The organism is Anaerotignum lactatifermentans DSM 14214, from assembly GCF_900142265.1.
Lineage (GTDB): Bacteria > Bacillota > Clostridia > Lachnospirales > Anaerotignaceae > Anaerotignum > Anaerotignum lactatifermentans.
The window spans coordinates 94,671-108,091 of the sequence record NZ_FRAH01000006.1; the positions used below are offsets into that span (position 1 = coordinate 94,671).

A 13,421-nucleotide genomic window follows, 5' to 3' on the forward strand; every position below is an offset into this window, starting at 1 on the left:
CTGACATTTCGTAAGAAATGCCAGCTTTTTTTTACGCTTTCCCAAAACTCAGCGCCAATGCCTTGATGGCTTTTTCGCCGATGATGGTTTCCCCATGCTCTGCCAGATAATACTTGGAAAGCAGTGTGGAAATGTGTTTCTGTCCGTATTCATCCAGAATGGTTTCCAGATCGTCGATGGTTTCCTCGGTGGTGTATGTATTGCCCTGCATCACCAGGAAATATCTGCCTTCGTTTTTGTACAGAGAAGAAGTGCCGTGGAACAGGGGTTCCAGCCGGATGGACAGGTCGATGACGTCATCCAGTTTGCTGAAGGAGTAAACCAGCAGGTCGTCGTCCTCTTTGGCTTCCACTTCTTCTGTTGCCAGTGGTTTTTTCTTGAATCGGTGCAGATCTTTTGCCTGATGGAACAGCTCCGTAGGATTGCTGTTTTTGTCTTTGCTTTCTACCTTTGTGACGATGATCATGATGCCGTCCAGACCAACGGGTACGGCTTCCACCATCAAAGGTGTGTTTTCTGTGATGAAATCGCATTCTTCCATAGCCTGTTCCATGATGTCACGGAACAGCTGCTGTGTTTTTTCGCCGGGGCGGATGAGGTCTTCCAACTGGATATCCCGTTCTGCCAGATCGGCTTTTGTCAGCGTCAGTTTCAGTTGTGTGTCGCTTACACGTTCTATTTTCATATATATCACGTCCTTTAACAATATGTGCTTTCTGCACGCGATTTTGTATCTGGTCTATACTATACAATTCTCTGGAAATATAGTATAGTATAATGAATTGCGGGGGATATGTAAAGAGGAGAATCCTGAGAAAAACAACAAAAAACCCAAAAAAATAGGATTTTGCCCCGAAAATCATAAAAATCCGAGAGGAGTGGCATGAATTGAAAAAAAGCAAGTGGATTCCGCTGCTGTTGACGCTGATCATCTGGGCGGGAATGTATTATTATTATCTGCCGCCGCTGAATATTCACAGCAATGAAAGCTGGATGTTCTTCGTGGCAATGATCGTTGTGGCATTGGTTATCAATTTCTGGACCATTGCCAAGACATTGTTTTTCCACAAAGAAAGTCAGTGGGAAAGCAATCCGTTACTGAAAAAACTGCTCTATATCCCTTTGGCGCTGGTTGTCATTTATGGGGTAGGGGTGCTGCTGTCTTCTCCCATTCTGCGGGCATCTGCATACAGCTCTTTGCTGACAGTGCAGAATGGTGATTTTGCGGAGGATATCCATGAAGTTAACTATAGCCAGATTCCCATTCTGGACAGCGATTCTGCGGCGAAACTGGCAGAACGTGAAATGGGTTCCATGGTGGATATGGTTTCCCAGTATGAAGTCAGCGATTACTACAACCAGATCAACCTGAACAGCAAGCCCGTTCGTGTGACACCGCTGGAATACGGCGATATCATTAAATGGATTACTAACCGCGACACAGGTATTCCTGCTTACATGAACATAGACATGACCACACAGGATGTGGAACTGGTGAAGCTGCCAGAAGGACAGGGCATCAAGTATTCTCCCTTTGAACACTTCGGACGGAATCTGTATCGTTATGTGCGTTTCCGTTATCCCACAGCCATGATTCGCAGCAGCAATTTTGAAGTGGATGATAACGGCGTGCCTTACTGGATATGTTCCGTGGAAACAAAGACCATTGGTCTTTTTGGTGGTACAGACATTCAGGGGGCAATTCTGGTGAACGCTGCCACAGGGGAACACGCTTACTACGACGTGGCAGATGTGCCCCAGTGGGTGGATAAGGTTTATGACGCGGAACTGCTGGTGGAACAGTATGATTATTACGGCACTTTGCAGAACGGCTTCATCAACAGCAAATTTGGGCAGAAAGGCTGTTTGCAGACCACAGAAGGTTATAACTATGTTGCCCTCAACGACGACGTTTGGGTATATACTGGTGTGACTTCTATCGGCGGCGATGAATCCATCGTTGGTTTTGTTCTCATGAACAGCCGCACCAAGGAAACCAATTATTATCAGATTTCCGGTGCAAAAGAAATCTCTGCCATGGCTTCTGCCGAAGGGGAAGTGCAGCATCTGGGCTATACGGCAACATTCCCCATTTTGCTGAATATTGCCGATGAACCTACTTATTTCCTTTCTCTGAAAGACGCGGCAGGTCTGGTAAAGAAATACGCCATGGTCAATATCGAGAAATATCACATTGTCGCCATTGGGGATACGGTGGCAGAGTGTGAAAAGGTTTACCGTAATCTTATGGCAAACAGCGGCATCAATGTGACACCTTCGGGAAGCGGCACAACAGCGGAGGGGAAAATCACACTGCTGAAGGACATCGTTGTGGACGGCAATACCTATTACTACTTGATGCTGGAAGGCAGAGAGGAACTCTTTGCCGTGAAAGCCGCTGACCATCTGGAAGTTTTGAAAAAACAGGTGGGCAGTACCGTGAAACTGGAATATGTGACAGAAACGGACGGCACTTGTACCGTAACGAGTCTGCAATAAAAACGGGGAAAACAGGAGGGGCTTATAAAAATAGCTGTCTCCTGTTTTTTTATAGTGTGGACAAAGGTGCGCATGTTAAAGAAATCCTTACAAATCACTGAAAATTCAACCCTTTTGTTGACACTTGCCCCGGAAGAATGTAAAATGAATAAGATGTAAAACAACAAAGTAGAAAACTCGTATGCAAAAAAACAGGAAAAAACTGTCTTTGGAGGTATCATATGGAAGAGAAAGATAAACTGGAAAATGGCAGCCAGGGCCGCAGTATGAGCGATGCGGATAAAGAGTATTACGCAGATTTGTATAATGACCTGCCCAAAGAAGTGCAGGATATTTTGATGCAGACACATCCTCTGATGGGTCGTGCCAATGAGGATACAGAAGCGGCAGCATACCGCACAAGACGTCCTCAGCGGGAAGATGTGGAAGAAGTGAAGGAAGCAAGAATGCAGCAGGTAAGCTCCGAAATCAATGAAATCAAACGGGCACCTCAGCAGGAAGGCGACCCTACCCGCTATGTATCCCGCCGTGCAAGAAGCATGGAAAGCGAATATGCCGAAAGCCCCAGAGGTTCCATGGCAGAGGATGATTACAATGAGGATATCCAGTATGTGAGCGTCATGCCCGCACGGAAAAAATCCAGAATCATGGAAGAAGTGACCATCCAGACATCTGCACCTCAGAAATCCGGCATGAAGAAGAAAAAACAGAAAAAAGAACGGGAAGAAATGCCCTTCTCCGATATGGAACGTTCTGGCGATCGTCCCCGTTATGAAGACATCGACTTTGAAGAACGTGCAAAACAGGAACACTTGGACAGCCTGTACGGCGATGGTTACGATGACGACTACAGAGGCGGCGGAAGAAGCAAACTGCCGCTGATTCTGGGCATTGTTGGTCTGGTACTCATTGTGTTCCTGATTTTCAAGACTGTGACACTGTCCAGCCAGCTGGAAGAAGCACAGCAGAAAGTAACAGAAACACAGGATCTGAACGAAAAATATGAACAGGTTCAGCTGGAAAAAATGCAGCTGCAGGAAGAACTGGATGCTTTGCAAAATCCTGATGGCGCGGCAGCGCAGGAAAATACAGAGGGCAATGCCGATGATTCCGAAACGACAACAGGCGATTCCACATCCGGCAGCGATTCCAATACTTCCAGCAGTTCCAGCGGCTCCAGCAGCGGTACTACAGAATATACGGTACAGCAGGGAGAAACACCTTGGAGCATGGCACAGAAATTCTATGGCAACGGTGCGGAATATACAAAGATTCTGGAAGCAAATGGCTTGCAGGAAGGCGACAACATTCAGCCCGGTGATGTATTGAAAATCCCCGCAGCTTAATGCAGTGAAGTATGCGTTAGCGTTGCGGAAAAAAGGAGTCAGGTGAAAATGGAAAAGGAAGCACTGGAACAGAAAACCCTGATGGAACTTAGAAAAATGGCAAAGGAAATGGGACTTGGTCCCATTTCCGCCTTAAAAAAAGGCGAGCTCATCGCAAAAATCGCAGAAAAACAGTCACAATCCGCGGCGAAAAATGTCGAAGATGTGGCTGTTTGTGGTTTTTCTGAAGAAACGGCAGAAGTGCCCAGAGAAGAAGCCCATCAGCAGGAAAGCGGTGAACGCCCCCAGCGGGAAAATCAGGAGCAGGGCGAAGGCATTCTGGAGGTCATGACCGATGGTTTTGGCTTTTTGCGGACGGAAAACTTCCTGCCCGGCACAGGGGATATTTATGTTTCTCCCTCCCAGATTCGCCGTTTTCGGCTGAAAACAGGGGACGCTATCAAAGGTATTCTCCGTCCGGCAAGAGAAGGGGAGAAATTTGGTGCCTTGATTTTTGTAAAGACCGTCAATGGCGACCGCCCGGACGTGGCAGCCAGAAGACCTAATTTTGAGGAATTGACCCCCATTTATCCTGAGGAAAAACTCTGTCTGGAAACAGGAGCAGAGGAACTGACGGGACGCATCATCGACCTTATTGCCCCCATTGGCAAAGGTCAGAGAGGTATGATCGTTGCGCCGCCAAAAGTGGGGAAAACCATGCTTTTGACACAGGTGGCAAACGCCATCACCCAGAACCATAAGGAAGTCCACCTCATTGTGCTGCTTATCGACGAACGTCCAGAAGAAGTGACGGATATTCAGCGTTCCATCGAAGGGGAAAACGTGGAAATTGTTTACTCTACCTTCGACCAGCAGCCAGAACACCATAAACGGGTGACGGAAATGGTGCTGGAGCGGGCAAAGCGTATGGTGGAACAGGGGAAAGACCTTGTGATTCTCTTGGACAGTTTAACAAGACTTGCAAGAGCCTATAACCTCACCATTCCTCCCAGCGGCAGAACATTGTCCGGCGGTCTTGACCCGGCAGCCTTGTATATGCCAAAGCGGTTCTTCGGTGCAGCCCGGAATATCGAAGGCGGCGGCAGCCTTACCATTCTGGCAACGGCATTGGTGGATACAGGCAGCAAAATGGATGAAGTGGTTTTCGAGGAATTCAAAGGCACCGGCAATATGGAACTGGTGCTGGATAAAAAACTGGCGGAACGCCGCATTTTCCCGGCGGTGGACATCATCAAGTCCGGTACCAGACGGGAAGATAAGCTGCTCAGCTCCGCGGAAATGGAATGCAACTACACCCTGCGGCGTATGGCGGCAACCATGACGGCAGTGGAAATGACACAGGGCTTTTATGACCTGATGCATAAAACAAAAACAAATGCGGAATTTGTGGAACGTCTGCCCATCTGGGAAAAACAGCTGGGCAGAGGGGACGCTTAAAAAAACAGCGAAAAATGGCGGTATTTTCAGGAAAAGCTGTTGCAATCCGGGAAAAACTATGCTATAATACCCACGTTGTCTTTAAATAATTTCGGATTATTGATCAACAAATTAGAGAATGAGGTGAAAAAAATGAGAGAAGGAATCCATCCCGATTACAAACAGGTGACAGTAAAATGCAACTGTGGCAACGAATTCGTAACAGGCTCCACAAAAGATGAAATCAGAGTCGAAGTTTGCTCCAAATGTCATCCTTTCTACACAGGTAGCCAGAAAATGCTGCTGGAAGCAGGCGGCCGCGTAGAAAAATTCAACAAAAAATACGGCAGAAAATAATCAAGAAACACGTAAAAGGGCTGGGCAAATTTGTCCGCCCTTTTTTTCGCAACATGGCAAATTTTCGTCGTTTGCCCTGCTGCGAAAGGAAGGGGTTTTTGCGTGTCTTTTTGACAGAAAGGAGGAAAAACCATGAAACGAACGAATATCGGCGGTCAGGCTGTTATCGAAGGCGTTATGATGCGCGGCAAGAAGATGTATGCCATGGCTGTACGCAATCCCGAGGGCGGGATTACCATAGAGAAAAAAGAATTGGGCGGTCTGGGCAGAAAAGGGCTGTTCCGTTTGCCTATTTTCCGCGGTGTGGCGGCTTTTGTGGATTCATTGGTGACAGGTACCCGCATTTTGATGCGCTCAGCGGAAATCGCTGGGGAAGATTGGATAGAGGAAGCGGAGCCTTCTAAGTTTGAGAAATTTTTGCAGGAGAAGCTGGGTGACCGCATGAATGACATCATCATTTATTGCAGTGTGGGCTTTTCCCTGATTTTGGGTATGCTTCTGTTTTTCCTGCTGCCTGTGTGGCTGGGAAACTTTTTCAAAACCATGGTGCCTACCTGGGCGCTGGGTGTCATTGAAGGGCTCATCCGTATTGCCATTTTCCTGCTGTACCTGTTTGGCATCTCCCGTATGAAGGAGATTCACCGGGTATTCCAGTATCATGGCGCGGAACACAAAACCATCAACTGCTTTGAAAGCGAAAAAGAACTGACAGTGGAAAATGTACTGCCCTGCACCAGACTCCATAAACGGTGCGGCACCAGTTTCCTGCTGTTCGTTATGATCATCAGTATGGTGGTATTTTTCTTTGTGCGGACAGACGATTTCCTGCTGCGTCTGGTGACCAGAATCATTCTGGTGCCTGTCATTGCAGGGCTTTCCTATGAAGTCATCCGCTGGGCAGGCAATTCCAACAGCAAATTGGTGGCGCTCATCAGCTATCCTGGTTTGTGCCTGCAGAAAATCACCACGGCAGAGCCTGATCCGGATCAGATCGAAACGGCAATTGCTGCCATGAAAGGGGTTCTGGAAGATGAACCAGAATAAGACGGTCAGCCAGTGGCTGCGAACAGGAAAAGAAATGCTGGAAGCGGCAGGCAGAGAAAATCCCCGGATGGATGCGGAACTGCTGCTGGAAAAAGTCACAGGTATGAACAAAATCCAGCGTATGACAGAAGGACAAACCATATTGGACGAAAAAGCGGCGGAAGAATACGCCGCTTTTCTGGATGAAAGAGCAAAAGGACGCCCCCTCCAGTACATTCTGGGGGAATGGGAGTTCATGGGACTGCCTTTTTCCGTAGGCGAAGGGGTGCTCATTCCCCGGGCAGATACGGAAATTCTGGTGGAAACCATATTGGAAACAGGGGAAAAAGAATCCCTCCGCCGAGGGCTGGACATCGGCACCGGAACGGGATGCATCCCTATTTGTCTGGAAAAGCTGGGACATATGGATATGACTGCTGTGGACATCAGCCCCAAAGCCCTGGCTTTTGCCAGAGAAAACAACGAAAAGAATCAGACCCATGTGGACTTTGTGGAAAGCGACTTGTTTACGGCTTTGCCGGACAGTCTGTTCCCCTTGGACTTTATCGTGTCTAACCCGCCTTATATTCCGGCAGCGGACTGCGAGGAGCTGATGACAGAAGTTCGGGACTTTGAGCCCAGAAACGCTTTGGACGGCGGAAAAGACGGTCTGGATTTTTACAGAAAAATCGTAGCAGAAGCCCCTGCACGCCTGCGGGATGGGGGCTGGCTGTTTTTTGAAATTGGATATGACCAGCGGGAAGCGCTGTTTGCCCTGATGGAGGAAGCGGGATTCGTTTCCGTGGCATGCCGTCAGGACTTGGCAGGGCTGGATCGTGTGGTCTTTGGACAGAAGAAGGAGGAGCCTCATGTTTGACCGATTGGCGGAAATTGAACAGAAGTATATGGATTTGGCAGATCAGGTCAACGACCCGGATATCATTGCCAATCAGAGCCAGTGGCGGAAACTGATGAAGGAATACAGCGATATGACCCCCATTGTGGAGGCATATCGGGAATACGAAAAAGTGAAAGCATCCATTGCGGAGGAGCTGGAACTTTTGGAAGATAAACTGGACGACGATTTCCGGGAACTGGTGAAGGAAGAACTGGCGGAAAACAAAGAACGTCTGGAAGAACTGCAGAAGGAAATCACCATTTTGCTGATCCCCAAAGACCCTAATGACGAGAAAAACGTTATTGTGGAAATCCGCGGCGGTGCAGGCGGTGACGAAGCGGCACTCTTTGCGGCAGACCTGTTCCGCATGTATACCCGTTACGCAGAACGGCGGAAATGGAAAATCGAAGTCATGAATGCCAGCGAAAGCGATTTGGGTGGCTATAAGGAAATTTCCTTTATGATTACCGGACAGGGGGCATATTCCCGTCTGAAATACGAAAGCGGCGTACACCGTGTACAGCGTATCCCTGCCACCGAAAGCGGCGGCAGAATCCATACGTCTACGGTTACTGTAGCGGTGCTGCCGGAAGCGGAAGAAGTGGACGTGCATATCGACATGAACGATGTCCGTGTGGATGTGTTCCGTGCATCCGGTAACGGCGGTCAGTGCGTCAACACCACAGACTCCGCTGTTCGTATGACCCATATCCCCACAGGTATCGTGGTATCCTGCCAGAATGAAAAATCTCAGATGAAGAATAAAGAACAGGCGTTAAAAGTGCTCTATGCCCGTGTTTATGAACGGGAACGTCAGGCGCATGACGCGGCTATCTCGGCAGACCGCCGTTCTCAGGTGGGTAACGGTGACAGAAGTGAACGTATCCGCACTTATAACTTCCCTCAGGGGCGTGTGACAGACCATCGTGTGGGGTTGACACTCCACCGAATTGATGCCATACTGGATGGGGATTTGGATGAGATTATGGATACCCTCATCACCACAGACCAGATGGAAAAACTCAAAGCGGAAAATCCCGATGCATAAACGATCAAAAGAGAAGAAATCAGGTGACAAAAGATGAAAGAACTCATATCATTGTTTCTGACCTTTGCGCGGATTGGGGCATTCACCTTTGGCGGCGGTTATGCTATGCTGCCTATGCTCCAAAGAGAAGTGGTGCAGAGCCGGAAATGGGCAACAGAGGACGAAGTGCTGGATTACTTTGCCATTGGGCAGTGTACCCCCGGCGTTATTTTCGTCAATACGGCAACATTCATCGGATATAAAAGAAAAGGGATTCCGGGAGCGATTTTTGCCACAGCCGGCGGCGTGTTCCCCTCTCTTTGCATCATCATGGTCATTGCGGCAGTGCTGACCAATTTTGCCCATCTGCCTGTTGTGCAGAACGCATTTGGCGGCATTCGTGTAGTGGTAGGTGTTTTGATTATCAATGCTGTTTCCGGCATGTGGAAGAAATCCGTTGTGGATAAACTGGGGATTATTCTTGCTATCATTTCTTTCGTGGTGGCAACTTTTGTGGATATTTCCCCTGTATGGCTGGTGCTGCTGGGCGCAGTCATCGGCATTGTGGTAAAATCCTTTCAGGCAAAAGAGAAAGGAGGCGCCAAATAAATGCAGTTGTTGATATTATTTCTGGAATTTTTCAAGATTGGGCTGTTCTCTGTAGGTGGCGGTCTGGCAACACTGCCATTCCTTTATGATCTGGCGGATAAATACCCTTGGCTCAGCGCATCACAGATTCCCGATATGATTGCCATTTCCGAGTCCACACCAGGTCCTCTGGGCGTTAATATGGCTACTTATGCGGGCTTTCACTGCGCGGGACCTTTGGGCAGCGTCATCGCTACAGCAGGTTTGGTAACACCTTCTGTCATCGTTATCATCATTGTTTATAAATTTCTGGAACGCTTCCGTCAAAGCACATTGGTGGAAAACGCCTTTTATGGTCTGCGTCCCATTGTGGTGGGGCTCATTGCCTCCGCAGGCTTTGGCGTGATCGTTCTTTCCCTGTTCAACAAAGAAGCGTGGAACGGCGCCGCTACCCAGTGGGGAAGCTTGTTCCAGTGGCGAGAGTGGATACTGTTCCTTGTGATTCTCTTTGCCGCGAGAAAATGGAAAAAAGTCCATCCCATTGTGCTGATTTTGGTAGGTGCGGCAGTGGGTATTGTGTTCCAAATGGCATAAGATGGAAAGTCGCAATCTTTGCATGAGGGACTTTTTCATCAGAAAACAATCATAGTCGGAATCCTTAGAAAAAAGGATTTCCGGCTATTTTCTTTTTTATCTGCATGGTATGAGGTATGTTTTCTTCTGAAGAAAGTCATCGCAGTTCCCATTCAGAGATCAAGAAAAAGAAAATAATGTTTTCTGAATGGGAGACTGCTGAGAGATTTCGGCTTTTTTTGTGCCCGTCTGCTTCTGTTTTCCCCTTTGCTTCCATAAGCTGAATAACAGGAGAAAAATCGGGAGGAGGGGGAACATGTCTGTTTCCTTCTGGACCATGTTTTGTGTGGTTTATGGCGGTGTGCTGTTTTTGTCCCTGAAACGAGGCGCTTTTGCTTTGGTACTGGGGTTTTTGTCGGGCTTGGGGGTGGCCTTTTTCTGCCTGCGGTATCTGCCGGGGGTCTTTACATCTCAGGCGTTTTACGCTGTGGCGGCAGGGGTGCTTTGCGGCGTGGCATTAGGGACTGTGGCGGAAAAACGCAGATTGCCGGGTACGGTCTTTTTCTGGCTGGGAGCGTTGCTCTGGGGGTGCAGCGGCGGTCTGGTTTCCATGGATGTGCTGACGGCACTCTTGGCTGCCATTACCGGAGGGGTCTGTCTGTATCTGGTCTGCGGCGCCGTTTTGCCGGAGGAAGTGGGGGAAAAACAGTTCCTGCTGCGTGCCGCCGGCGGGCTTTTGGGCTTCTGGCTGGGGGTATGGCTGGATTTTTGGCATATTTAACCCGGATTTTACAGGAAATCCCGGGGAATAATTGCATTTTCTGGCATTTTTGTGGTATAGTGGAATACGGGACTGCAAAAAATACAATGGGTGGGCGAAAAAGCCTGCGCAGTTCTCAGTACACATTATTGGGGGTTTTTTATGAGTCAGTTATTGGATAAAGAAACATTGAAAAAAATGATTCGGGAAAACGTCAAAACTTTATACCGTAAAACATTGGAAGCAGCCTCTGCCGAGGAAGTTTACCAGGCTGCCGTGTTTGCAATTCGCGACGTTATCACCGACAAATGGATGAAAACACACGATGAATATTACGAAAAAGACGTGAAGGTGGTTTACTACCTGTCCATGGAATTTTTGATGGGCCGCTTTTTCGGCAACAGCCTGATCAATCTGGAAATGTATGATGAGGTCAAAGAAGTTCTGGAAGAACTTGGCATTGATTACAATATGGTAGAGGACGCGGAACCTGATCCGGGTCTGGGCAACGGCGGTCTGGGGCGTCTGGCTGCATGTTTCCTGGATTCCCTGTCCACATTGCAGCTGCCTGCTTATGGCTGCGGTATCCGCTACCACTACGGTATTTTTGAACAGAAAATCGAAAACGGTTATCAGGTGGAAGCGCCCGATAACTGGCTGGAAAACGGCGACCCTTGGGGCATCAAGAGAAATGAATACGCTGTAGAAGTTAAATTCGGCGGCAATGTTCGCGCTGTGCCCAAAGGCAACGGAGAATACCGTTTCGTACAGGAAAATTATCAGTCTGTTATCGCTGTGCCTTATGACTATCCTGTTATCGGCTATGGCAATAACACCGTCAATACACTGCGTCTGTGGGAAGCACGGGCGAAGAATAAACTGGATTTGAAATTCTTCAACGAAGGCAATTACCAGAAAGCAGCCGAAGAAGAATTGCTGGCAAGCACCATGACAGACGTGCTGTACCCTGCCGATGAACACATTCAGGGGAAAGAACTGCGTCTGCGTCAGCAGTATTTCTTCATTTCCGCGACCGTACAGCGCGTTGTGGAGCGTTTCAAGAAACACCACACCAATTTCCACGAACTGCCTGATAAAGTGGCGTTCCAGCTGAACGACACCCATCCGACTGTAGCAGTTGCAGAATTGATGCGTGTGCTGGTGGATGAAAACGATGTGCCTTGGGATGACGCTTGGGAAATCACCAGAAAGGTATGCGCTTACACCAACCATACCATCATGGCAGAAGCGCTGGAAAAATGGCCCATGGAACTGTTTAGCCGTCTGCTGCCTCGTATCTATCAGATTGTGGAAGAAATCAACCGCCGCTATTGTCTGGAATTGCAGGCAAAATACGGCATGGACCCTGAAAAACTCCGTCGTATGGCAATCATTGCCGACGGTCAGATTCGTATGGCATACCTTGCCATTGTGGGCAGCCATTCCGTAAACGGTGTTGCGGCGCTCCATACAGAAATTCTGAAACATCAGGAACTGAAGGACTTCTATGAACTGTATCCTGAAAAATTCAATAATAAAACAAATGGTATCACCCAGAGAAGATGGCTCCTCCATGCCAACCATGGTCTGGCTGGGCTCATCTCTGAAACCATTGGCGATGGCTGGATTACAGAATTGACAGAACTGGAAAAACTCCTGCCTTACGCAGAAGATGAAAACTTCCGCCGTCGTTTCATGGAAATCAAGAAAGCAAACAAAGTTGCACTGGCGAAGTATATCAAAGAAACAAAAGGCATCGACATCAACCCCGATTCCATCTTTGATATTCAGGTAAAGCGTCTGCATGAATACAAACGCCAGCTGCTGAACGTGCTGCATATCATTGGGCTGTATAACCAGCTGAAAATGAACCCCGGCATGGATATGGTGCCTCGTACATTCATTTTCGGTGCCAAAGCAGCGGCAGGCTATCGCCGTGCGAAACTGATTATCAAGCTTATCAACGCTGTTGCTGATGTAGTCAACAACGACCCTACCATCGAAGGCAAAATCAAAGTGGTATTTATGGAAAATTACCGCGTATCTCTGGCAGAACGCTTGATTCCTGCGGCTGATGTCAGCGAACAGATTTCCACAGCTGGTAAAGAAGCATCCGGTACCGGTAACATGAAATTCATGCTCAACGGTGCACTCACCGTTGGTACCATGGACGGCGCGAACGTGGAAATTTACGAAGAAGTGGGCAAAGACAATATCTTTATCTTTGGTATGTCTGCCGAAGAAGTACAGGCAAAATACCACGACCACTATGACCCTTGGTTCATTTACAACATGAATCAGGAAGTGCGCATGGCTCTGACCAGCCTCATCGACGGCACATTCGACCAGAATACAGACCTGTTCCGTGAACTCTACGACGCACTGCTCAATGGCTGCGGCGGTAGAGCAGACGAATATTTCGTACTGGAAGACTATGCGGATTACGCAAGAGCACAGTGGGATATTGACAAAGCATATCGTGACCAGACAAAATGGGCGAAAATGGCAATTGTCAACGTGGCTAAGAGCGGTAAGTTCTCCAGTGACAGAACCATTCGCCAGTATGCGGAAGAAATCTGGGATTTGAAACCTCTGCATATTGAAGATTGATTGAAAAATTGATTTCATGGCAAATAAAAAAGTCGGAACTTTTATGATAAAGTTCCGACTTTTTGTTGGGTGCTTTAGCTTAACAAAACCCCTAGTTCTACTAGGGGTAAATAAAATACTTTAGTATATAAAACCTCCTGATTATAATTTTAGAATGAAGGTTTGGCGACCGCATTACTAAAACAAATCAGGAGGTTTTTGACATGAAAAATGAAATAAAAAATACAGCACATTCTAAATACAGATGCCAATATCATATCGTATTTGCACCGAAATATAGAAGAAAAGTGATATACAAAGAATTAAGAGCAGATATAGGACAAA

13 protein-coding genes are annotated in these 13,421 nt (G+C 47.8%); 12 read left to right on the forward strand and 1 reads right to left on the reverse strand.

Going from position 1 to position 13,421, the window contains the following annotated elements:
• Nucleotides 1–31: 31 nt before the first annotated feature.
• The gene (locus BUB35_RS02995; protein ID WP_072849025.1) at nucleotides 32–685 is read right to left on the reverse strand and encodes an adaptor protein MecA; all 654 of its coding nucleotides are present in this window, start codon (nucleotides 683–685) and stop codon (nucleotides 32–34) included.
• Between the two features lie 203 nt (nucleotides 686–888).
• Between BUB35_RS02995 and BUB35_RS03000 the strand changes: the two genes are divergently transcribed.
• The 12 genes from BUB35_RS03000 to BUB35_RS03055 form a co-directional block, all read left to right on the forward strand.
• The gene (locus BUB35_RS03000; protein ID WP_072849027.1) at nucleotides 889–2,499 is read left to right on the forward strand and encodes a hypothetical protein; all 1,611 of its coding nucleotides are present in this window, start codon (nucleotides 889–891) and stop codon (nucleotides 2,497–2,499) included.
• A 221-nt stretch (nucleotides 2,500–2,720) separates the two neighbouring features.
• Nucleotides 2,721–3,845, forward strand: a complete 1,125-nt coding sequence (locus tag BUB35_RS03005; RefSeq protein ID WP_072849029.1) for a LysM peptidoglycan-binding domain-containing protein — start codon at nucleotides 2,721–2,723, stop codon at nucleotides 3,843–3,845.
• Nucleotides 3,846–3,893: 48 nt separating this feature from the next.
• Nucleotides 3,894–5,282, forward strand: coding sequence for a transcription termination factor Rho (gene rho, locus BUB35_RS03010; RefSeq protein ID WP_096348609.1), 1,389 nt, complete (start codon nucleotides 3,894–3,896; stop codon nucleotides 5,280–5,282).
• Between the two features lie 132 nt (nucleotides 5,283–5,414).
• A complete protein-coding gene (rpmE, locus tag BUB35_RS03015) occupies nucleotides 5,415–5,618 on the forward strand; it encodes a 50S ribosomal protein L31 (RefSeq protein ID WP_022255551.1) in 204 nt (67 codons plus the stop codon).
• Between the two features lie 132 nt (nucleotides 5,619–5,750).
• Nucleotides 5,751–6,662 (forward strand): DUF1385 domain-containing protein, encoded by a 912-nt coding sequence (locus BUB35_RS03020; protein ID WP_072849032.1) that lies wholly within the window; start codon nucleotides 5,751–5,753, stop codon nucleotides 6,660–6,662.
• Nucleotides 6,649–7,518, forward strand: a complete 870-nt coding sequence (gene prmC, locus BUB35_RS03025; RefSeq protein WP_072849034.1) for a peptide chain release factor N(5)-glutamine methyltransferase — start codon at nucleotides 6,649–6,651, stop codon at nucleotides 7,516–7,518. The genes BUB35_RS03020 and prmC overlap by 14 nt, the downstream gene beginning before the upstream one ends.
• Nucleotides 7,511–8,587, forward strand: a complete 1,077-nt coding sequence (prfA, locus tag BUB35_RS03030) for a peptide chain release factor 1 (RefSeq protein WP_072849036.1) — start codon at nucleotides 7,511–7,513, stop codon at nucleotides 8,585–8,587. The genes prmC and prfA overlap by 8 nt, the downstream gene beginning before the upstream one ends.
• Nucleotides 8,588–8,620: 33 nt before the next feature.
• Complete coding sequence (locus tag BUB35_RS03035; protein ID WP_072849037.1) at nucleotides 8,621–9,175, forward strand: chromate transporter; 555 nt, start codon at nucleotides 8,621–8,623, stop codon at nucleotides 9,173–9,175.
• Entirely contained in the window at nucleotides 9,176–9,748 is a 573-nt protein-coding gene (locus BUB35_RS03040) for a chromate transporter (protein WP_072849039.1), read from the forward strand.
• A 295-nt stretch (nucleotides 9,749–10,043) separates the two neighbouring features.
• Nucleotides 10,044–10,508, forward strand: coding sequence for a hypothetical protein (locus tag BUB35_RS03045; RefSeq protein ID WP_072849041.1), 465 nt, complete (start codon nucleotides 10,044–10,046; stop codon nucleotides 10,506–10,508).
• 141 nt (nucleotides 10,509–10,649) lie between these two features.
• The gene (locus BUB35_RS03050; RefSeq protein WP_072849043.1) at nucleotides 10,650–13,097 is read left to right on the forward strand and encodes a glycogen/starch/alpha-glucan phosphorylase; all 2,448 of its coding nucleotides are present in this window, start codon (nucleotides 10,650–10,652) and stop codon (nucleotides 13,095–13,097) included.
• A 203-nt stretch (nucleotides 13,098–13,300) separates the two neighbouring features.
• Nucleotides 13,301–13,421, forward strand: a 121-nt coding sequence (locus BUB35_RS03055; RefSeq protein WP_200777562.1) for a transposase, incomplete at its 3' end; no start/stop codon positions are given.